The organism is Candidatus Aegiribacteria sp. (genome assembly GCA_021108435.1).
Classification (GTDB): Bacteria; Fermentibacterota; Fermentibacteria; order Fermentibacterales; family JCC-6; genus Aegiribacteria.
The window spans coordinates 1-22,576 of sequence record JAIOQY010000033.1 but is presented as its reverse complement, the minus strand read 5'-3'; the positions used below and the strand labels follow the sequence as shown (position 1 = coordinate 22,576).

At 46.6% G+C, this 22,576-nt stretch carries 22 protein-coding genes; 17 read left to right on the top strand and 5 right to left on the bottom strand.

Features of this window, described 5'->3' with window-relative positions; genetic code table 11:
- Positions 1 to 187: 187 nt before the first annotated feature.
- The 13 genes from K8R76_02260 to K8R76_02200 all read left to right on the top strand — a co-directional run bounded on the left by K8R76_02260 (position 188) and on the right by K8R76_02200 (position 10,232).
- Complete coding sequence (locus tag K8R76_02260) at positions 188 to 1,498, top strand: ATP-binding protein (protein MCD4846996.1); 1,311 nt, start codon at positions 188 to 190, stop codon at positions 1,496 to 1,498.
- Between the two features lie 40 nt (positions 1,499 to 1,538).
- Complete coding sequence (locus tag K8R76_02255) at positions 1,539 to 2,378, top strand: hypothetical protein (GenBank protein MCD4846995.1); 840 nt, start codon at positions 1,539 to 1,541, stop codon at positions 2,376 to 2,378.
- A gap of 162 nt (positions 2,379 to 2,540) precedes the next feature.
- Positions 2,541 to 3,452, top strand: a complete 912-nt coding sequence (locus K8R76_02250; GenBank protein ID MCD4846994.1) for a hypothetical protein — start codon at positions 2,541 to 2,543, stop codon at positions 3,450 to 3,452.
- A 178-nt stretch (positions 3,453 to 3,630) separates the two neighbouring features.
- A complete protein-coding gene (locus K8R76_02245) occupies positions 3,631 to 3,885 on the top strand; it encodes an ATP-binding protein (GenBank protein ID MCD4846993.1) in 255 nt (84 codons plus the stop codon).
- Complete coding sequence (locus K8R76_02240; GenBank protein MCD4846992.1) at positions 3,846 to 4,256, top strand: hypothetical protein; 411 nt, start codon at positions 3,846 to 3,848, stop codon at positions 4,254 to 4,256. Before K8R76_02245 ends, K8R76_02240 begins: the two co-directional genes overlap by 40 nt.
- Before the next feature lie 51 nt (positions 4,257 to 4,307).
- Positions 4,308 to 4,490 (top strand): hypothetical protein, encoded by a 183-nt coding sequence (locus K8R76_02235; protein ID MCD4846991.1) that lies wholly within the window; start codon positions 4,308 to 4,310, stop codon positions 4,488 to 4,490.
- Between the two features lie 104 nt (positions 4,491 to 4,594).
- A complete protein-coding gene (locus K8R76_02230; protein ID MCD4846990.1) occupies positions 4,595 to 5,344 on the top strand; it encodes a class I SAM-dependent methyltransferase in 750 nt (249 codons plus the stop codon).
- A 45-nt stretch (positions 5,345 to 5,389) separates the two neighbouring features.
- Positions 5,390 to 6,148: an HAD family hydrolase gene (locus tag K8R76_02225; GenBank protein ID MCD4846989.1), complete on the top strand. Its 759-nt coding sequence runs from the start codon at positions 5,390 to 5,392 to the stop codon at positions 6,146 to 6,148.
- Between the two features lie 154 nt (positions 6,149 to 6,302).
- On the top strand, positions 6,303 to 7,028 hold the full coding sequence (locus K8R76_02220; protein ID MCD4846988.1) for a radical SAM protein: 726 nt from the start codon (positions 6,303 to 6,305) through the stop codon (positions 7,026 to 7,028).
- A gap of 139 nt (positions 7,029 to 7,167) precedes the next feature.
- Entirely contained in the window at positions 7,168 to 8,304 is a 1,137-nt protein-coding gene (locus tag K8R76_02215; protein MCD4846987.1) for a 6-bladed beta-propeller, read from the top strand.
- Positions 8,305 to 8,387: 83 nt separating this feature from the next.
- A complete protein-coding gene (locus tag K8R76_02210; protein MCD4846986.1) occupies positions 8,388 to 8,642 on the top strand; it encodes an AbrB/MazE/SpoVT family DNA-binding domain-containing protein in 255 nt (84 codons plus the stop codon).
- Positions 8,630 to 8,959: a type II toxin-antitoxin system PemK/MazF family toxin gene (locus tag K8R76_02205; protein ID MCD4846985.1), complete on the top strand. Its 330-nt coding sequence runs from the start codon at positions 8,630 to 8,632 to the stop codon at positions 8,957 to 8,959. Before K8R76_02210 ends, K8R76_02205 begins: the two co-directional genes overlap by 13 nt.
- Before the next feature lie 142 nt (positions 8,960 to 9,101).
- A complete protein-coding gene (locus K8R76_02200) occupies positions 9,102 to 10,232 on the top strand; it encodes a hypothetical protein (GenBank protein ID MCD4846984.1) in 1,131 nt (376 codons plus the stop codon).
- Positions 10,233 to 10,295: 63 nt separating this feature from the next.
- Here K8R76_02200 and K8R76_02195 read toward each other — a convergent pair whose 3' ends face one another.
- Entirely contained in the window at positions 10,296 to 11,444 is a 1,149-nt protein-coding gene (locus K8R76_02195; protein MCD4846983.1) for an ATP-binding protein, read from the bottom strand.
- 380 nt (positions 11,445 to 11,824) lie between these two features.
- Here K8R76_02195 and K8R76_02190 point away from each other — a divergent pair, with 380 nt between their 5' ends.
- The gene (locus tag K8R76_02190) at positions 11,825 to 12,910 is read left to right on the top strand and encodes a radical SAM protein (protein ID MCD4846982.1); all 1,086 of its coding nucleotides are present in this window, start codon (positions 11,825 to 11,827) and stop codon (positions 12,908 to 12,910) included.
- A 38-nt stretch (positions 12,911 to 12,948) separates the two neighbouring features.
- On the opposite strand, the gene K8R76_02185 is transcribed toward K8R76_02190, so the two are convergent.
- Entirely contained in the window at positions 12,949 to 13,776 is an 828-nt protein-coding gene (locus tag K8R76_02185; protein MCD4846981.1) for a nucleotidyl transferase AbiEii/AbiGii toxin family protein, read from the bottom strand.
- On the bottom strand, positions 13,773 to 14,408 hold the full coding sequence (locus K8R76_02180; protein MCD4846980.1) for a hypothetical protein: 636 nt from the start codon (positions 14,406 to 14,408) through the stop codon (positions 13,773 to 13,775). The genes K8R76_02185 and K8R76_02180 overlap by 4 nt, the downstream gene beginning before the upstream one ends.
- Positions 14,409 to 14,885: 477 nt before the next feature.
- Here K8R76_02180 and K8R76_02175 point away from each other — a divergent pair, with 477 nt between their 5' ends.
- The 3 genes from K8R76_02175 (at position 14,886) to K8R76_02165 (ending at position 19,699) form a co-directional block, all read left to right on the top strand.
- The gene (locus K8R76_02175; protein ID MCD4846979.1) at positions 14,886 to 17,573 is read left to right on the top strand and encodes a TonB-dependent receptor; all 2,688 of its coding nucleotides are present in this window, start codon (positions 14,886 to 14,888) and stop codon (positions 17,571 to 17,573) included.
- A complete protein-coding gene (locus K8R76_02170; protein MCD4846978.1) occupies positions 17,567 to 18,580 on the top strand; it encodes a hypothetical protein in 1,014 nt (337 codons plus the stop codon). The genes K8R76_02175 and K8R76_02170 overlap by 7 nt, the downstream gene beginning before the upstream one ends.
- Before the next feature lie 114 nt (positions 18,581 to 18,694).
- Complete coding sequence (locus K8R76_02165; GenBank protein ID MCD4846977.1) at positions 18,695 to 19,699, top strand: hypothetical protein; 1,005 nt, start codon at positions 18,695 to 18,697, stop codon at positions 19,697 to 19,699.
- On the opposite strand, the gene K8R76_02160 is transcribed toward K8R76_02165, so the two are convergent.
- Positions 19,686 to 20,753 carry a hypothetical protein gene (locus K8R76_02160; protein MCD4846976.1) on the bottom strand — a complete coding sequence of 356 codons (1,068 nt, stop codon included), beginning with the start codon at positions 20,751 to 20,753 and terminating at the stop codon, positions 19,686 to 19,688. The genes K8R76_02165 and K8R76_02160 overlap by 14 nt on opposite strands.
- A gap of 107 nt (positions 20,754 to 20,860) precedes the next feature.
- Positions 20,861 to 22,576: insulinase family protein (locus K8R76_02155; GenBank protein ID MCD4846975.1), on the bottom strand; the 1,716-nt coding region annotated here is incomplete at its 5' end.

Here is a 22,576-nt window from a genome sequence, read left to right as displayed (position 1 = left end):
GGAATTATCCGTTAATAAAATAACAGAAATCCGGATTGGGTTTCATTACATGGCGGTTACGGTAATTCAGAATTGTATTTACATGGCGTTCCGGATACGACCTTCCATTGACATGAAACCCCGAACTGGTCATATTTCTATCCAGTAGAGTTGAAAAGTGGTTACAAAACGGGAAGCTTGAGTAAAAATGTTTGAAAAGATCAAAGGAATTATCCTGGATTTCCAGGATTTCAGTGTTGATACAGGCGTTCCCCGACAAATTAGCATTGAGTCAATTCCCGGGAAGGCAACTATCTGTATGGGAGTTCACCGCTGCGGGAAATCAACCTATATGCTGCAATTGATTGATCAACTTCTGTACAGAGGAACCTCCGCTAAGAATATCCTTTACATCAATTTTTTCGATGATCGTCTCTGCAACCTCACCGAGGAGAATCTTGACCTTGTGCTGGAAGCCTACTATTCGCTTTTTCCTGACAAGAAGAATACTGAAACCGTTTACTGCTTCTTTGATGAAATTCAGGTAGTCAAAGGCTGGGAATCGTTTGTTGACCGCATTCTCCGCACTGAAAAGTGTGAAATTTACATTACAGGCTCTTCATCAAGAATGCTTTCAAAGGAAATTGCTTCGGGTATGCGGGGGCGGTCACTATCCTGGGAGCTGTTCCCGTTCTCATTTAAAGAGTTTCTCAGCTACAGGAAGATTTACATACAGGAACACATCTCCACAAAGAAGAGATTTCTCATACAAAACGCATTTGAGGAATACATGGAATGCGGGGGATTTCCTGAAGTAGCCGGACTGAGTTCAAGGCTTCGAATAAAAATACACCAGGAGTATCTGCAAGCAGTCCTGTTCAGAGACCTTATTGAGCGGCATGATATTTCCCACCCGAAGGCTGTTTTGGATCTCGCACATCGGCTTATGGATAATACAGCTTCGCTTTACTCATTGAATAAACTCTACGGTTTCCTGCATTCTCAAGGGCACAAAGTACCGAAGCATTCCGTTGCAGATTACCTTAACTGGTTTGAAGACTCATACTTCTTTTTCACTGTTAGGCTGTTCGACGCTTCCCTCTCTCGCAGTAATGCGAACCCCAAGAAGATTTATTGCATTGATCATGCTATGGTTACCTCAACCGCCTCAGGAATACTTGTCAACAGCGGCCATCTGCTTGAGAATCTTATCTTCATCACCATCCGTCGCACAACAGAATCGATCTTCTACTACAGAACAAAGAGCGGCCTTGAGGTTGATTTCATTGTGCAGATGCTCGATCACTCCAGAAAACTCATACAGGTAAGCGAATCTCTGAAAGACCCTGTTACAAAAAAGCGCGAAGTAAAAGCTCTTGCCACAGCCATGAAAGAGCAGAGCCTGACAACCGGTACAATTGTAACGCGGAATGATACCGGCACCATTAAAACGAACGCCGGGGTAATCCAGGTGATTTCAGCCTGGAAATTCCTGCTTGAGACGACGGTAGAACATTGAAACAGGTTTCTGTCTTATGGAAATAATCGAAAGGAGTCACATGTTAAGAATATTCGTTGGAGTTGTTTCGCTGAGTCTTCTGCTTGTAACTGGATGCGGGGGTGATCAGCCTCAGACTGATGATACAGCAGGAGGTAATGTCATACCGGAAGAAACCGCTGATGAAACAGTGGAAGAGGCTGTTGAGGAAGCACCCCTTTATCCCGAAGGGAAATTGAATCCTGCAATGGTTACCCCGGATGTCGCTGTTGATGCCTGGGAACTGAATGACTCTTACTTCGCATGGATGGGAAAGGAGATAACGCTTGTTGCATATCCCTATATCTGGTACGGTGATGATACTGTAGTAGAGGATGAGCTTCGACTGGTTGCCGATCCCGAATCTACGGATGAGCTGGCCACAGCCATCTTCAATGAGCCTCTGAACAAGACTGTCATGCGGGGTGAGATCATATCCGTGCGAGGTATAGTGGAAGAGGGCTGGAACGGTCCTGAACTTACAGGCGCGGTCTTCATAGATCCGCCCGAAAGTTTTGAGAGGGTCGAAACAAGCCCCTGGGTATATACCGTTGAACCCATTCCCGTGGATCAGTTCAGCGAGATGTTCAATGTCTGGATGGGAAAGGAAGTAACCGTGGAGGGTTACTATCACTCCACAACAACTTCCACCACCGACTACGGTACTACCATCAGGATAGACCTTGCGGATCCTGAGGATACTTACACGAAATATGTAGCATGCGAAATGCTGGAGCCTCTTTCCGCTGTTTCAGAGTCACTGATAGTAGCGGATCGCGTTGGTGTTCAGATAAGAGGAACAATTGGAGACGCTTTCTTTGACCGGGTAAAGCTGGAAGGCTGTGTTCTGCTAAATAGATGATGAGTATTTGTCTGTGAGGGGGACATATGGGGACACACAGCAGAGGCAGGGTTTATGGGGGACACGCAGCAGAGGCTAGGCTTTATGGGGACACGCAGCAGAGGCTAGGCTTTATGGGGACACGCAGCAGAGCCTGCATGTCCCCTTATGATGGAGAGAATCATGCATTCAGAGAATAAGAAACTTTCTGTTTACAAGAGGGTGATCGGGTTTCTTTTAATCATTATTGTGCCTCTTGTCTTCTTCTTTCTGAGCGGGAAACTTTTCGGCCTGTTCACTTCTCTTGAGCGTCTTCAAGGTTTTTCTCATGCCAAAGGAATTATTAAAAGTGTTGCGCTTGCTGGTGCGTTCGGTGCTCTTATCTTAGCAGTGGTTGGGTATGCCGCAGTTCTTCTTACTAACTGTTTTACGTTTGATTTCAGCAGACCCTTCTTCGCGGGGTTCAAGAAGAAGCTCTATTTCATCCATATCGTTGTTGCTTTTGGGTTATCCCTCTCTGTCGGTTTATTCGTTTCTGTACCAGTTTCACCGATACTGGCTCGCCTTGGCCTGCCGGAGCCATTACCGTTCATCGCTCCTTTACTGATATCTCTGATCATCGTTCAGCTCATTCTGGTCTGGGTTAATATCTGGACGCCGCTGGACAGGATAATCGTCAGAAAAAGGGCAGCTGCGCTTGAAATCGATACAATCAGCCTTGAGAAAGGTATTTTTGTCGGGATCTCGGACCCTGATAAGAGCAGCTTTAAGAAGCTGACTCTAGTAGAAGATGATGTTGGAGTACTCCGGATAGAGCCGGCACAGCTGGTGTACAAAGGAGATACGGAAAACTTCGAACTGAAACGGGATAGCATATTGTCCGTTGAATGCAATGCGGACGCTGGAAGCATGCCATCATACGCGGGTGCGGTATATCCCATACTGCGATATCGTAACACAGACGGAAGCGAGAGCAGGATACGTTTTCATACCTGGGGCAGCTGGACCCTGGGCGGGATGTCGAAATCCTTGAAACTCCTGTCCCTGAAGCTCGAATCCTGGTACAATACATCATCCTATGGAACAGGGAGTTAGTGAAATCGTCAGAAACGTACTCTAAATAGCAGGTGATGATTGTCTGATTGTTTGTTTGTGGGATACCAGAGCGTGCATGTCCCCTGATCTTATTAAACCTTTCGCAGAATACTGCTAATAAATCTGTTAGTAACATTATTGTTAGTAATAATATTGTTACAACTAAAATGAGATTTATATGATCCCTTTCAAAGTAGATATATTTGTAACCGGCAGGGACTTCTGCGGCAGGGAAGCAGATATCCGCAAGTTGACAGAGTACATAGAACCCTCCTTCAGAATACTCATCGCAGGAGAGAGAAGAACCGGCAAATCCTCACTTATCATGGAAACATCCAGAAGAATGCCGGTAAGCCCCGCACAATTGTTGTGTTCGATGAATTTCAGGATATCATGGAGTTACCGGGTCACGAACTCATCCTTGCCGGTATGAGAACGGTGATACAGAATCAGCCTGACACCGCATATATCTTTTCCGGCAGCATATTGCACGGTATGAACAGATTCTTCACCGATCCGGATGCGGCCTTCTTCAGGAGCGCACAGCAATTGAACATAGGTGAGATCAACAGGAATAAATTCGCTGATTATATAAGAGAGCGGTTCGAAAATGGTCAGAGAACGGTAACTGAAAATGCAATGGATGAGATTCTCCAGTTCGGCAGGGGCAATCCCGGAGACATCCAGAGACTGTGCATAGGCATCTGGGAGGTAACCGATAAGAGTACTGAAATTACCACAGCGACTGTTCAACAAGGTATGACACAGATATGCAATCTTGAAGCGGTATCCTTTGCCGATTAGCTTGCCTCTCTCTCTCCAAATCAGATCAGATGCTTTTCCGCAATTACTGCTATGGATTCACCGATACGGATAAGCTGTAGATTCATCTCGAATTCGGGGCTTTCCAGCTATTCCGCAGCTCTGGCTGCAATGAAGGGGCTGGAGAAAAAGAGAATACTGCTTCGCATGGGGCATGACTGGTATATCTCCACGCCCTTCTTCATCCACTGGTTCAAAATCTCAGGGCTGGTCTGACTGAACTCTCGCGCCTTGCACAGCTTGCAGCTGAGTGATACGTTAACTGCATGAATAAGAAAATAGAACAGAGCGTGTTTAATGTCTTTTAAAAGAAGAAACGGATGAAGTACTACGAAAGCCATGAAGATGGCTACAGAAGAATAAAGGAAAACAACTTATCCTCCTGGGGTGAATTCTGCGAACAATCAGAGACTTTCGAGAATTTCTATATGAAAGAATATCTGGTGACCGTACTGGACAGAATAAAGCCTGTATCCAATTCGAAAGTATTGGATATCGGATGCGGCACGGGACCAGTCTCCTGTTTTCTTGCTCAGCAAGGCTACAGCGTTGATGGTTTTGATATTTCACAGACCGCTATCGAGATTGCCCGGATAAAAGCAAAAGATCTTGATCTGGATATTCATTATTCCGTGGATGATATCTGTCGTATCTCTACAATCGAGTCTGACATTTACGATATTGTTATAGATACGCATTGCATGCACTGCATTACGTATGACTCGGACAGACATACCGCATTGGCAAATGTTTTCAGGTTTCTGAAAAAGGGTGGATATTTCATTGTAGAGACCATGAGTATTGAAGATCCTTCTCTGTGGCCTCTCAATGGACGAATCGATGAGCAGGGAATTGTCTGGCACGAGGTTAAAGAGGATTATCCTTATGAGAAAGTTAGATTTGAAGATAAATACTGGATTTGTACTCGAAGGATAATGAGCGCCTCTGATCTTGAAAATGAGCTTAAACAAGCTGGCTTCATGATTGAGCACAGTGAGATCCACGAAGATTCAGAAAGTGAGCATATGACGGATTTCAGAGCAATCTGCAGAAAGCCTGTGAGTGACTGAATACATGGCTGCTTATTTGTGATGTCTGATGATATGAGGAGTAAGATGACACGCGGGGTTTTTTTCGACCTGTACGGGACGCTTCTTGTTTATGGAGATATGAAGAAAGCATGGGCAGACTGGCTGCATCACTTTTATATCTCGCTACGTGATCTTGGTCTTACACTGTCTGAAGAGGAATTCGCAAAGGAATGCGAGAGTTTTTTCGGCGGAATAGAACCTGCTCTTTCTAAGCAGAATCTGACAGTTTTCGAGAAACGCATCAAGTCTTTGTGTGCCACCCTTGGAATTGAAGTATGTGATTGTGATGTAACCTCTATTGCTGACCTTATTGCCGATAAATGGCAGGAATCAATTAAACTTGATCCTGATGCTGTTCCAGTATTGAACGAGCTGAAGGAAGATGGTAAGATCCTTGGACTGGTAAGTAATTTTGACCACCCTCCTCATGTACGAAAATATCTTTCAGAATATGGATTGGATTGTTTATTCGAAACCATCATCATTTCCGGAGAGGTCGGAGTGAAGAAGCCGGATCCGGATATTTTCAAACCTGCTTTAGCTGCGACGGGTCTGATTCCGTCTGAAGTGGTTTATGTGGGTGACGCAGATGTAGACATTGATGCCGCGAATGCCGCCGGGATGATACCTTTGCTGATTAAGAGACAGAACACAGACAGGAACAGCCTTGATATCGATAATGATTCCCCGAATGCAAAGATATCAGACATCAGTCAGACCGGAAAACAGTGTGAGACAATATCTGATTTGAGAGAAATACTTCGCCTGTTACCGGATGTATAAATGCACCGACGCAAGGACTCCGCTGCTGATTCACTACATTGTGTGGTTTACAGTAAAATAATTTCGGAAGGAATATTACGCAATGATAAAAGCCAGTATCTGCTCGCATCGACCTGTACTTCAACCTTGCGCTTTAGAAGGTTTTTCTTTTCAATTGGATCCTTATATCGGCTGTGAACATCACTGTTATTACTGTTACGCTCTCAACAAAGCTGAGACAGACTGGACCAGGGAAATACAGATACACAAGGATATTCGCACCCAGCTCAGTAATGAAATTGCATCCATTGATACTCAGCCCATTTACATAGGCTGGAATTCCGATGCTTATCAGCCTTTAGAGGCTGATTCCCATCAGACCAGACAAGCACTGGAATTACTTGCAGAACGCGGGTTTCCGGTTTGCGTGCTGACCAAGTCCGACCTTGTGTTAAGGGACACGGACTTATTCAAACGCATGTCCGGTTCATCGGTGGGAATCTCGATAGCATTTAAAAACGATCATGATCGGAAACTGTTCGAAGATGACACACCGTCCAATAGGAAAAGGCTTGATGCGCTCAAAAAGTTGCATGAGGAAGGTATTGAAACGTATTCACTGGTCTGCCCGGTGATGCCATTCATCACTGATGTGGGAGAGCTTATCAGCCTGGTTGCGCCGTATTCAGACACGATCTGGATTTACGCGTTAAGCCTGGATAGACACGAAGACCGCAATTGGCAGAACATACGGCAGATACTGCAGGAACATTATCCTGAGATGGTGAAGGAATACAAAGAGATCGCTTTCAATTCTGATCATGCCTATTGGACACGATTGAGGTCAGAAGTACAGTTGTTACAGCAGCAGACACAGTCAGAATTAAGAATTGAAGTGTGAAGAACAGGATGTTTCTCTGTTTCGTGCAGTCACTCCACCTGACGATTTGCTCAACTGGAACGCTGGACACCTTGCTGGTGCTGCGTATTGTTGTACGCGATAGGCTGTTTAGTTAAAACGTAATGAACGGGGTTGGGAAATGAAAACTGGAAAACTGATCTGGATTGCTTTTCTTTCTGCTCTTGCTCTGTTAGCCTGTTGTGATGAATCAGGTACGGATACAAGCCTCGTCGAAGATAGCTACAGTCAGACTGAATATGATCTGATCAAGACAGACTCTATTGGAATTGATATTGGTGATTCCAACTATGTTTTCGGAATGATAGTCGATGCTACGTATCTTATTGATGGGCGCATTGCTCTGCTTGATCTCCTTAAGAGAAAAGTTTTTGTTTATTCTGATAACGGCGAATTCCTGGGAAGCGCCGGTGGTGATGGTGAAGGTCCGGGGGAATTCATCTCTCCCTATTCAATTACACATCTTTCTGATGGAGGATTGGCAGTATCGGATATTCAACAGGGGAAAGTTGTCTTCTTTGACTCGGATCTATGCTATCTGCGTGAACTGAACGGTTTCCAGTTCATGGCTCCTGATCGTATCCGCTGCGGCCCCGATGGTTCTATCACAGGACGAATACACAGCTATTACTATGATGAGGACGCCGAAGAGGTCTTCACCGGCAGTGAATTCTGCCTCTGGTCGGATTCAGTGTCACCGGATATTACGTACCAGGAGAATTATTTCCCAAGTTCATCAGATGACCGTATCAGTTACAACTTCTGCTCTAATTCGGAGGGCAGTTTAGTCTGCGCACTTTCGTCGAAAACCGAATACGCTCTTATCGGATATACTCCTGAAGGTGATGCCAGCTTTGCAATTAATATCCCTTGGGAAATTACATACGTAACGCAGGAAGAACTAGACGCGGCACGTCCGTACACTGTTATCCCGGGACCCGGCAGCGAAGCAACATCAGCGGAACTCAGTTCCAACTGGGTACCGGACTCATTACGCAGCGCAGCAACAATTATCGGCATTGACGGGGAAGACAGGCTGTGGGTCAAGTCAGGAAAGGGAGAAACCGCATCACCTGTTTTCGACCTTTACAGAATGAGCGATGGATCTTTTATAACCAGTGTTAAAACTACTCTTCCTGCTATTGCCAGATACTGGAGTTTCAGAGTATCTGAATCGGGGATACTTGGCTGGGATCATAATCCCGCTGACTTTACGCGAGTGTACATTCTTGAGCTTGTAGAGAAAAATCAACTGTAGACAACAGTAGAGCTTCAGTTTCCTTGATATTCCACACCGATGTAATTACTTTGTGCATACATATAGGATCACGGAGGTAAATCATGAGAGCACATATAATAAAAATCGGTAATTCCAGAGGACTTCGTATACCAAAACCTATACTTGAGCAAACAGGAATAGTGGAAGACGTTGAGCTGGACGTAGAGAATGATCATATCATCATCCGTCCTGTTTCAAGTCCAAGAGCAGGCTGGGATACCGCTTTCAAAACAATGTCGGAACAGGATGATGACAAACTGTTGCAGGTTACCGAAGATATCTCACATTCCTGGGATGATGAAGAATGGCAATGGTAGCAAATCGATTCGATGTATATCTGATAAATCTTAATCATGCTATAGGGTCTGAAATTCAGAAAACAAAACCCTTCTTGATTATTTCACCTGATGAAATGAATAGACATATCCGCACTGTTATTGTTGCACCGCTTACTACCGCTGGCAGAGATTATCCTACAAGAGTATCCTGCGAATTTCAAAAGAAAAAAGGACAGATCGTTTTAGATCAGATACGAACGATAGATAAAACAAGACTTATTAAAAAGCTTGGTTCTCTTAATCCAGAAACCCGGCTTGAGGTTATTTCTGTCTTACAGTGTCTATTTGCATTTTAAGGTTATCCCCATCGGGAACACTTGAGATACGGAAGCGAACAGGAAAGTTCAAGCGATTGAGTTATGCAGACCGCTATTGATATCACACTGCGTCATGTGTAATAGTATGCGTAGATAGCAATATGGAACAGGAGGAGATGAATTGAATAAAGGAGCCTTTTTTGCCGGATGTTTTTTGCTTCTGACTGCGGCATGCGGCGGGGAACAACAGACGGAAGCTGTCCCTGAAACCGAATTAGAGGTTATACAGCTCAGTGTTACCGATACTATCGGAATCGAACTGGGGGATTCCTGCTATGTGTTCGGTTATGTGGCTGATGCTGCCAGAACAGACAGCATTATTTACGCACTGGATATGTCTTATGCCCAGCTTCGGAAGTACACTCCACATGGAGAGTATTCAGGTTATATCGGTGGAAAAGGCAACGGTCCCGGAGAAATGATTATGCCGCATTGGCTGGAGCTTTTTCCCGATGGCTCAATGATTATTCAGGACATCACCGATCTGGGGCTCTACGACAGCAAGGGAGAATGGCTGAGCCACATTTTTACAGGTTCAGGCAACTGGCCACAACTGCATACTGCTACCGGGCCGGAAACATTCGCGGTGCGCTGGCATGAGTTCCTGCGGGAACCCTCGAATATCCTGAGGAAGTTCATAGCAACTTACGACCTGGAAGGAGAGTTACAGACGGAGTTCATGACAGATTCAATCAGGGTTCCTGTGGCTCCTGAGGACAACACTGATGCTCTGAACAGGATGGTGTTCTCTCACTATTTCACCGGTGATCTTGATGGAAACCTGTATCTTGTCAAGCGACACATTCCCGAATATAGAATTATCTGCTTTGCTCATGATGGTATTGCTTTTGATACGCTCTCACTTGACCTTCCCGTTACTTACAAATCTGAAGAGGAAATAGCTCTGGAGAAACAGTATACAGAGGATTACCTTACCGGAATGGGAACTTCAAATGTTGTGCAATATATCTACGAACCTGATACTTTCAGAGAGCCGATTGATGGCATCTGGCTGGGCTGGGAGGAGAACCTGTGGGTGCTGCGGGGCTCAGAGGACAAACCGGTCTTCGATGTCTGGAGTATTCCGGATGGAGAGCTGATCTATCAGGCAAAGCTGGACCTGAGAATCAATCCTGCCGAGTTCCTTACTTTCTACATCAACCCCTGGTGCAGGGATTTCATCGCTGTACACGAGGATGAGGGAATGGTTCAGAGAATACTGCTTATCGATGCGGAATATCATTTGAACTGAAAATTCCGAATCTCTCAGGCTGATGTTTTTCGATTGCGGGGCTAGCCCCGACACCATTGGCTCTCATGGATAGGAACCGGCGAATCTTCTTCTGAGCCAGAGCGCGATAAAACGGTCGGAAATGTAATATGTTCCATCACGGCATTCAATCAGATCATGTGTAACAAGATATTCCAGACCGTTCCTGGCACTCGATGGATTCGCAAAATTGTATTTTGATACAATGTTCCCGGAGAACGGCTGAACGAGCGGGTTTTCAAATGCGGTCGCGAGAAGCATTTTCCTGGGATTGGAAGGCAGGGATTCCCATATTGCGCTGTAACCTTCAGATTCTCTGTCAAGCACTGTCCGCAGCGCTTCAGAGAGCATATTCTTATCCGGTTCCTGCCCCGATTCGCATGAATCCCACAGGATATCACATATCATCTGTGTATAGAAAGGATGCCCTTCCGTCAGTGAGCAGATATCTTCGATGGTACTGTCTTTTAGTGATATTCCCTTCATAAGGAATCGTTCTTTGATGAACGGAATCCAATGTTCTACCGCAATACAGCCAATTGGATAATGAGATGCGCTTCTGTACAGGGGACTTCCGCTCTTCAGGAACATGTCCCTCAGCATATGCTTCCTGCTTCCGCAGAAGATATATGCAACATTATGATGCTGCTGGACTTCGCTTCTCAGAACTCTTTCTATCCGATCATCATTGAAGCTCCGGATTTCCTGAAATTCATCGAATACCACAAGAACCTGCTTATCGGGTGATGATTCAGCTATTCTCCCCGGTGCGCTTAATACCTCTGATAAAAGAGGGATTTCCGTTTTTCTGTGAACAGTTGAAAAGATAAGCTGAGGCTTTCCATTGTCATCAACAGTAAGAGCAGGGACAAGACCGGTGAAAAGACTTTTTGCCCGCTGCAGCAGGCTTTCGGGTGATTGTGCACCAGTTGACCCAAATGCCTTTGCGCATTCACAGATAAAGCCCGAAGTGTCAACACAGCGCCATACATCTATGTAAGATACAGTGAATCTGCCTTCGTTGAGGCTGTCAATGAGATTATGCAGTAGAGAAGATTTTCCAATACGTCTTTCACCGTACATGAAGAGTTTTCCTGAGTTCTCAACAAACCGTCTGAATTCTTCAAGTTCCTTCTTCCTGTTGCAGAAAGAATCACTGCTTACTATTCCGCCGTATTTGAATGGATTGACCATATCGATACCTCTATTATAGGTTACTTATAACGATGTATCTATAGCGTGTAATATATTGTGTGTCAAGCCGCAACGATACTATATAGTCTGGCTAAAGCCAGAAATTGAACTTTTAACCGGATATAGCGGAAATGTTTAAATGTTAGGCCCGGCACCTCCGGGTAAGCGATATGGACGGAATACGGATATTGGGAGGTGAGACGTATTCCTGAAAAACTTAATAGAGATAAATAGAACACCGGAGAAGATCTTTAAGTTCCTTCACAGTATTGTAGATGAATAGAGCTATCGTTCACTGCATCCCGGCGAACTTAAAGAGTTTTGACAGGACAGGGTTATCCTCAGTATCGTTGCACAGACGCAACGGGAGGAGTATCCAAATGAATAAACTGTTTTCAAGCAACATTCTCAGCCTGATAGGACATGCCGGCAGAGTCGGTCACGGCAAACGTTCTTTTACTCTCTTCCTGCTCAAATACAGCCGGCACTTCCGCAAATCGACAAAAATCAGGGAGTACTATGGAAAGAAAGGAATCCATGTTCCTCCCGTTCTTATTTTCAGCATTACACATTCATGTAACCTCAGGTGCAGGGGATGCTATGCCAGAGCCAGGACTCCGGTAAACGGGAACAGCCTTGATTCGGGGAAGATCAGGGATATAATAACCGAAGCCCGTGATCTGGGCGTCTCGATCATTCTCATTGCCGGAGGAGAACCGCTGGTTCAGCCTGATATAATCAGAATAATTGGTGATTTTCCATCGATAGTATTCCCTCTGTTCACCAATGGCACTCTCGTAGACGACGGAATCCTTGAATCTTTCCGGAAGCACAGGCAGATCATACCCGTCATCAGTCTAGAAGGTCCCGAGATTGAAACCGACCTCAGAAGAGGGCGGGGAACATTCAGATCGATCAATGCCCTGATGAAAAGAATGGAAGAGAGAGGATTGTTCTTCGGAGCATCGATAACACTCACGAAGAACAACTACGGGCTTTTGTCCGATGATGATTTCATAGAAGACCTTGTTGACGCTGGATGCAGGATCATCTTCTTCATTGAATATGTCCCTCTGGAAGAGGGCACAGAGAACCAGTGCCTGACCGCTGAGCAGCAGAAGAGAATTACACCTGCCCTTGCCGTTCTCAGGGAGAAATTCACTTCACTTTTCATTGCGCTTCCAGGTGAGGAGGAGCAGTACGGCGGCTGCCTTGCCGCCGGAAGAGGATTTATTCACATCAGCTCCACAGGAGATCTCGAGCCATGCCCCTTTGCTCCGTACTCGGACATCAGCCTCAATGATGTCACACTCAAAGAGGGGCTCAAATCCGTGTTTCTCCGTACGATAAGAGAGAACCATCCGATGCTGACCGAATCAATGGGTGGATGTGCGCTGTGGGAGAACAGAAACTGGGTTTCTTCTGTTCTGGAGAAGATCAGAACCGGCAAAGAACAGGAGATGTAATGGAATTCGAATACGGCTGGTGGGATGACAGAAACTGGTTACTGCCGCGTTCTGTTAATGAATCCTTCCAGCAGGGTTATCATATTATCTTCGGTTAAAAACTCGGATTCGGATGGTCTCTCCAGGAACGGAGTTACATCCCTTCTGATCTCTTTCCAGTTGACGGTTCTGAATTTCTCCTTCAGTTCCAGAGCAACATCCATGGATAGAACTCGTTCCCTTTTCCATCCGGTCTGAATCAGAGCATTACGCAAAAGGTTCATATTGGGCAGGGGCCAGTCCGGGTCGGTCATATACCACATCAGGTCGTAGTAATCGCGACCCTTTGCATGATTTCTTACAAAGATTGCATGCAGTTTCCCTGCCAGCAGTGATGATCTGTCGTGGTGCTGCAACCGGAGCAGAATGAACCTCCGCACCACGCTTACTTCCAGCCCAGCCCCTTCAGGCGGGCTGGTATCCACTTCAACCTTGATAGACAGCAGCTGTCTGGCATGAGGAGACAGGCCTAGTTCGAAGGGAAGCCCCGGGAATTTAATCATGACGCCATGAATGGCTGATACAGATCTACTCTTAAGCTCAATATCGTACCCTTCCCTGGCTAAACCGGCAGCAACCCGCTCAATAGAGGATTCAAGATGGAAGTCGGAGGACTTTCTTTCCAGTGAAAAATCAAGATCCTCTGAGAATCTCGGCAGGGAGTAAAGGAATCGGAGGGCGGTGCCACCGCAGAATGCCAGAGGAATCATGACACCGGTTTCCTGAAGAAGTCCGAGTATCCTTGCCTGCAGATATTCCCGTGCCCGGTTCCAGGCAGAGAGATCATTTTCAGCCTCCCGGACAATTCGGCCCAGTTCTTCTTTCATGAAGTATTTTCATCCTCCCTCTCGAGAATGGAAAGAATCCTTCCCGCGGCTCTCTCAATCTTGGGTTTTCCCCAGCGATGAGCAAATGTAATAAGCTTTTTCCTATCCAGTTCATCGGTGTTCTGGAGCCGGAGCTGTTCCAGATAACCTTCTGAATCTCCCTCCGGTTCCAGATAAACAAGGTCAAGGAGCGCCTTCTCAGGAAGAGCTATTCTGGCTTTTTCCCCCTTAGACACATTCATGGTCTCGAAACCCCATAGCAACGATGATTTCACATGTCTGTAAATGAAGTTGCCAAGTTTGTTACTGACTGTATCCGTACGTCCGTAAGTAACAGAAACCACTGAGGGAACATGCTCCGGGATCAACCCATACCATGCCAATGCGGACTGACAGCTGACATAGGAAGCCGGTTTCATCGCATTAGCAATGACAAACGATGATGGAATCCTGCCTGAATAAGAAGGTGCAATAGTATAGCATCCTCTTTCAAGCATGATCAACTTCCCTTCCCTGACCCATCGGGAGATCTGGGAACGAATTGCAGCTTTGTTTACATCGCCAGCCAGCAGGAATCCGGTGGTAAAGACAGGCGCGTTCTTAACAATTTGAAGCAGTTCATAATATTTCATGGCAGAAACATAACATAATAGTTAACATATTGCAATGTAATTGATTTCTGTCCGGAGCATAACATATTTGCGGATTAACCAGGGGTGAACTGATGATTGTAATACAGGTCACCCTGGCGCGAAGATCGATTCAGCAGTAATATTGGGGTAGGTGCTTGTCCGATAATATGCATCGAGTAGAAGAGCCTCGCAGCTGAGATAGAATGCTCGGAGATTTGAGGAGAATACTGGATGTATTTTACGCTAATATGCGAAGATTATAGCCAGCTGTGTGGGTTTTATGCCGATGCTTCATTCAAGGACATGCTCCTGGTGCAGTATAAAGCCTCATTGAGGTCTCCTTTTTACCGGGGGGTTCCTCTCCAGCATTGCACTCATCAAGGGAGGTCTCTATGAGCTGTAATGACATACAGCAGGATGGCAGCCTGAAATCCTGAGTCGGAAACGCGTTTTCAATGCATAAAGAGAGAAGTTTAGATGAAACAGACTGAATCAGATTCCATATTACTTCGTACTGGAGGAAGCTTCCTGAACAAAGCGTCCGTGCTGATGCTGCTCCTCCTTTTAATTCTCACGTTTTCCGCTTATGCGGATACAACTGGAATCGTTGGCGGAATCGTCTCAGATACTGACGGAGACCCGCTTGTCGGAGCCACTATAATGATAGACGATACTTTCCTTGGCACCATGACGGATGCACATGGAGAATACATCATCGCAGGAGTTTCCCCTGGCAGCTACTCTGTAACCGCGAGCATGGTGGGCAGAACCACTTCCAGGATGGAAAATGTCCGTGTGGTTGCCGATCAGTTGAGCAGGGTTGATTTCGAGCTGTTTGAAGATCCAACGGGTTCAACAGTTATCCATGTTCATGAATCAAGAAACCAGATTCTTCAGGACGTTCCAACCACTCTGCACATGATGGACTTCACTGATATATCCACGCAGACCTCAAGGAGTATAGTAGACATTGTTTCCTCCCAGCCCGGCGTGGTTACCAGCCACGGTGAAATGCATATACGGGGAGGCCGCGAAGGTGAGGTGGATTATCTTCTTGACGGTATCTCAATCCGTTCACCCATAAGTTATACATTCAACCTTGAACTACCCCTGAGTGCCATTTCAAACGCTTCTCTGATGACCGGAGGGCTTGGTGTTGAATACGGAAATTCCATGTCGGGGATTGTTAATCTCATCGGAAAGGAGGGTGGTGATACTTACCACGGTACGGTGATAGCCCGCCACGGTGATATTACTACCGCTTCCATTGAATCCGGAGAGCAGGTCTTCATGGAAGAAACGGATGTGGAGCAATGCAGAAGCAACCTTAACGGTATTGAAGCGTCGGTATCGGGTCCTGAACCCATCACAGAAATGCTTCTTCCCCTTATTGGAATCCGTATCCCCGGCCAGATGAACTTCAACGCATCCGGGCAGATGTCTTTAAGCGGCTGGGATACTCTGGATACCCGCGGCAGCTGGGAGAACAACTGGCAGAATGACATATCCGGCGTTGCCAAGATAACCTACAGGCCTGTCAGCAAAACCAGTTTCGCTTTCACCGGACTTGGTTCTCACAGGGAAATGGGATGGAATGAATGGGGCTGGTCACGATTCCACCTGCCGGCCTATATCAATGAAGGCGAAATCAATGCATACCTGGGAAGAAGTCAGGATTACGCCCTCCCTGTTCGTTTCAGCGAAACCACCGGGATTACATTCAATGCCACGCAGCTGCTTGGAAGCGAAACCGTCCTTAAACTGACAATGGGTATTATGAAGTTTCAGAACTGGAACCGTATACGGTTACAGGAGGGGGGTTATCTCGGAGAAGACACATACCCCATATACTGGTTCACCCAGTACATGCCGGAGGAAAGAATTCAGGATTCCCTGGGGTTCTATCACACGGGGGTGCATCCAAATGTGTGGTTCGATTCCAAGGCAACGGTGAGCAGCATAATGTTGGGTTTTGACTCGAACCCCAATACCAGAACACGCCTGAAGGCGGGAATATCAGCTGATTACTACGATCTTTATCAGTACAATGTATACGCCCAGAGCAATCACAACATATTCATCTCTCAGTGGAACGCTTACCCTCATTCAGGATCCTGCTACCTCCAGGGAAGCTACAGGTTTTCCGGAGGAGTAATAACCACGGCCGGTCTCAGGGCTGACATGTTTGATGCCAATACCTCGATATTCGATCTCGAAGCCGGAGAGAGCATTCCGGTTAAAACAAAATGGCATATCAGTCCAAGAGTGGGCTTTTCCGTTCCCTTCAGCGAGAATTCCATTTTCTTCCTTACATACGGGCACCATTTCCAGATGCCTTCCATGAACTGTCTTTTTATTGAGACATCCTATAATCTTGCCGATGGCAGGATAGTAGCAGGCAATCCGGACCTTGACCCTGAGATGACTCAGAGCTTTGAGGTGGGAGTAAGGCATTTTATTGACAGACTCACCGAGGTTTCACTGGCTGCCTATTACAAGGACATCACTGCTCTTGTGAACACTGAAGCACACAGCGAAGGTACCTATTACGTTTATACAAACGATGACAGCCATGGAATGGTAAGAGGTATTGAAACTACCCTCAACCGGAGAATTGGAAGCAATATTTCAGGACAGATCTCGTATTCTCTCTCCGTTGCCAAGGGCAAGTATTCATCCATGCTGGAGAGGTACAACTACGCTCAGATAGGAATCGTGTACGTTTCCAATGAAGATAATTACCTTGACTGGGATCAGACACATACGGCATCAGCATCCTTTGAGGTGAGGTCTTTTGAATCTGAGGGTCCGGAAGTGGCAGGAATCCACCCCCTGGAAAACACCAGATTAGGATTCTCATGGCGATACGGCAGCGGAATGCCGTATACACTTCCGCCTGTGGAAACAGAGCTTGTGACAACGAATACTGAAAGGTATCCTTTTTCCATGCAGACTGATCTGACCCTTTCAAGAATGTTCAATATAGGCCCCACCGACCTGACTCTGGTTCTGGGAGTATTCAACCTTTTCAACAGAATGAATGTGGCCCATATCTACGATACAGCCCTTTTTAACACAACCGGAAATCCCACCGGGGCAATGGGTAATCCCAGGGCATGGTCTCCGGCAAGGCATTTCATCCTGTCAGTTGGCTTATCATGGTAATAAGATCCGGCACAGGCTTCATCGCGGCAGCGTTTCTGATACTCTGCGGCTGCACTGATCTTACGGAGTTTGACCATACGCTGAAGGCGGGACTCCATATCATGTACTCGCCCGATCTTTCCGTAGTCAATACAATTGAAGATATCTCAGGAGCCAGAGCCCTGTGTGTCATTCCCGACTGCTTCCTTGTAACCACCACAGAGGGTACGGTAATCCGTTTCGATCTTGAATCGCACCAGCAGACAGGCTGCTTCACCATCGGCAGCCCTTCCCCTTCAGGCTACTTCGAAATAGAATACAGTCCGAGCGAGAGCTCCGTCTACATCATTGGAGCATTAGGACAGATATTGGAGTTTCATGTGCCGGATATGGAGTTCATGAACAGTTTCAGCGTCTGCGAGACTCCAGTGGATATTGAAATTGCCGTTGGAGAATACTATTTTTATGTAGCCGGAGCGACTTCCAGCACAATCTACGAAATCCATTTATGGAATGATTTCGCAAGCAGGCAATGCGTCCTGCTGTCCAGCCCTACATGTATGGCTATCGATCAGGGTCAGGATACTATTCTCGTTGGAACTCTTGCGGAACCCATGGTTGTTTCCACCGGGACGACATCGATGAACAGATCTGCATTATCTCATTTTCCCTATTTGCAGGCTATTGAAACCATCCCAAACATATCTAATGAAACACGGTTGTTCGCGGTGTTCGGTAATCCAAATTACTCAATGCAGATTGCTACAATACTGTACTATTTTCCTCCCGAATTTTATGATTCGTGTTGGGTCGGGACAGCGCCGATTGTAGGAGATATCCATTACATCTGCACCGACGGATACGGCGATTATGCTTATGTGCTCAGCTATATAGGAGATAACAAAAGCAGACTGATCTGCTACAACTGTTCTGAATACACCATTGAAGATCAGGTCGATCTGGAGGGTTTTCCCCTTGACCTCGAAATAAGTTCCGGAGGTACCCTGCTTGTTCTCACTGCTGAATAATCCTTCATGTATATTCTGTCAGCAGTCTGTGAATTCTCTCAGGAACAACTGTAATGACATTTGCATTATCAGCATCAATGAAGTTGAGATCACCGGAAAACGAAAGGACCGAGAATGATAATCAGATGGAGGGCAGGATTTGCTGCGTCAGCGCTTCTGATCCTTTTCGGCTGTACTGATCTTACGGAATTTGATTATGCGCTGAAGACCGGAATACATATTATGTACCCGCCCGATCTTTCCGTCGTTCATACAATTGAAGGTATCTCAGGAGCCAGATCCCTGTGCGCCCTTCCCGGCTGCTTCATTGTAGCCACTATAGAGGGGGAGGTGTTCCGTTTCGATCCTGAATCGTACCAGCAGACAGGCTGCTTCTCCATCGGCAGCCCTTCCCCTTCAGGCTACTTCGAAATAGAATACAGTCCGAGCGAAAGCTCCGTCTACATCATTGGAGCATTGGGACAGATAGCGGAACTCAGTGTACCGGATATGGAATTCATTGACCTTTTCAGTATCTGCGAAACTCCTGTGGATATTGAGATATCCTCCCTGAAACCCTTCTTCTATGTGGCCGGAGCGAATTCATGTAAAATCTACGAAGTCAGTAAAGAGAACAACGCTTCGGGTAGGTCCTGCACTCTGGCGTCCAGCCCTGTATGCATGGCCATCGATCAGTGTCAGGATACCATTCTCGTTGGAACCATGGGAAAAACCGTGATTGTTTCCACCGGGATAGACATAATGCGGCGAAGAGCAATGGACTTCTTTCCCGGGATACTGGCCATTGAAACCATCCCCAATGAAAACGATGATACACGTTTTTGTGCGGTGTTCAATTATTCAACTGCGACAATTGCGACCATACTGTACTATTTTCCCCCTATGGGTGGATCGTGCTGGACAGGAACAGAATCAATTAAGGGTGATATGCACTACATCTGCACCGACTCCCTCGGCGACTATGCTTATGTACTCAGCTATCTGGGAGATAACACCAGCAGGCTGGTTGCCTATAACTGCAGTAATTACATCATTGAAAGTCAGATCGATCTGGAGGGTTACCCCCTTGACCTCGAAATAAGTTCCGGAGGGACTCTGCTGGTTCTTACTGCTGAGTAAGCATTTCAATGGCGGCATCAATTACAGGGTCAACTCCCGCCGCAAAATCAGCTTCGGAAGTCTGGATGAGAATGTCGGGAGCGATTCCTGAATTGAGTATAAGAGTGCTGTCAAGAGAATAAGTTACCATCTCCGGTATCTCAATGGTATAACCTTCAGTAAGATCGAATGATACGGGAGGATTGGCAAAGCCGGCTGTGGTATCTCCGATTACAGTGATATGCTCTTGAGTCCTGAGAAGCAGTACCAGCTGCTCGCCCGCGCCCTGAGTATCCCTGCCTGTGAGAAGGATTATAGGTCCTGTGAACTGCCATGCGCCGTTTCTGTTAGCGATTACCGGAAGCATCTCACCCATGTCGTTTCTTCCGGGACCTGTCCTGAAAACTCTGTAGAAACTCAGAGCAGCCTTGTCAACAAACCTTCCGCAAGCGTATCCGGCATTAACCTCTTTACCGCTTTCACGGCACATACGAATATCCAGAATAGCTCCGCTGCAATTTTCAATAATATCTGTCTCGGAAAAAAAACTGTAAATGCTGAACTCGTCACCCAGATCATTCACATATATGTATGCTATGGAATCGTCAGGAGTTATGTTTATCACTAATGCATCGTAGATATCCATTCCATCAATAGTATCAGGAAAGACCCAGCAGTTCATATAATCCGTCCAGACGGATAAATCCCAGTTCAGGAAATCATCCTGACTCCAGCTGTCCAGCCTGGTTCCGTCTGAATTCCGCAGAATCAAGTTCTGATCCTCCAGCTCACTCAGCATTTCAAGGCAGAGATCAATAAGCTGGTCTCTGTTACTGAGGTTTTCAGCTTCGGGTTTCAGTCTCTGGTACACCTCGTCCCAGTTTACATTCTCCTTCGCAAAAAAGCAGGCGTAGTGACTGTCCATCAGATCCCAGACAAGCACAAACTCGGAGAAAAGAGAATCCGGTTCGCCGACGGTGTAGGGATCAGGAAGGCAACCGGAAATACCGGAAGCCAATACAGCAATGAAGACCGATATAACCAATGATGCATATTTCAATGTTCTGTTTCTCATTCTTTTTTATCCTTCTTCAGGAAACCTGCGTCCATATCAACGTGTTTAGCATACTAACAGCGCTGTGAAAGAGGTAGAGGACTTTCTGGAGAGATCAACAGGCTGAATTACTCCAGAGGCTGTATACTGTCATCAACTCCCCCCGCGATGGATATGAACCACTCACCTGTGAAATACTTTTCCGCAGCTTCTCTGATTATCTCAGGGCTGAGAGCCAGAATCGCTTCCAGATTCGTTATGTCCTGGTTGAGAGGCAGGCTGAGAGTCTCCTGGATAGCAAGGTATCTCGCGACTGAATCATACTCATCGAATGCAAGGGCGTTCATGCCGATGGAACGGGACTGCTGAAGCAGGAGTTCCGATTCCTCCACACCACCTTCGGCAATCCTGTCACACTCGTAGATAACGGCTTCAAGCGCCCGTTCCACCATAGGCGCTCCTGTTGAGAAAAAGGCCTGGAATCTTGTTCCTGTTGGTGTTCCCGATGCAGGACCGTCAACCCGGCAGCCTACAGCGTAGGCGAGCCCCTGGGTTTCCCGGATATTACGCCCCATCCTGGAACTGATTCCGCTTCCCAGAATCCGGCACATTGTGCTGAATGGTATGTAGTCGGGTGACAGCACTTCCGGGGCAGGGCAGGCAATCATCGCCGCTGCCTGTACTCTTCCTTCAATTGTTTCAAGGATTGTATCACCGGGGCATGAGCTGAATATATAGCCCTCTGCCGCAGGCAATGGAGATGAAGGGTTTTCCCAGTTTCCGAAATACTGTTCTGTCAGTTCCAGCGCTCTGTCAGGTGAGATGTCTCCCACTATCACCAGCACCGCTCCATCAGGTCTCGCGCAGGTTTCCAGCCACGATTCCACGTCAGCATAATCGACATTCGCGAGTGTGGCGCTGTCTGCCGCCCGGCTTCCTCCCTCTTCAAGGAGAATACCATCGACATTACTGAACGCTCTGGTAAAAGGATTTTCGTTTCGCATAACAGTCATCGAAATTATTCGATTCTTGACCTTCTGGAAATCTTCCATACGCATTGCAGGCCGCAAAAGGAGATCGGACAGTGAAGTGAAGTACAGATCGGCGTAATCACTGTGTCCGTAAACGTTCCCCATTGTGAAGGAGTTGTTGGGCATGAGCCAGGTTGTGCTTCCCTTTTCAGCAAGCCTGGCATGGAATGCTGTCTGATCGAGTTCTTCGGTTCCATGCAGCATTACTTCAGTCGTAATAGAGCTGATCCCGGAGAGATCCTGCTCCGCCCTTCTGTCACCCATAGGAAAGGTTATCATCATCTCTATGATGGGAAAGCTGCTGTCTTCCTTTACCAGAAGTACGAATCCGTTATCCAGTTCGAATCGCCGTGTTCCATGGGACACAGAATATTCAGGAATGACCAGAGCTTCATAGCTGAGGTTCAATCCCTCCCAGTCTGTAATCAAAGGTACTTCAACGTCGGAGATGCCGTCTGTGGAGGTATGCCTTGCTGCTGTTGCTCCTTCCTGCGCGTTAAGCACTGCTATCAGCATTCGCTCAGGAGTGAAGTACTTCGCGGCAACCGCTCTGACCTCTTCCGGTGAAAGAGCCATAATCTCTTCACGCATATGCTGATGCGCCAGAGGATCTCCAAACCTTGACTGACTGAAGGTCATAGTCATCGCCCTGTCAAACGGTGTGTTCTCATTCATCACTTCCCGGCCCTGAATGAAATTCTTAATCAGGTTCAGCTCGGCTGGATCGATAGGTGTTTCAGCAAGATGAAATACTTCAGCCTCTATAACAGCTATCAGGCTGTCCAGAGGGACTCCTTCCGCCGGAACTGCCGA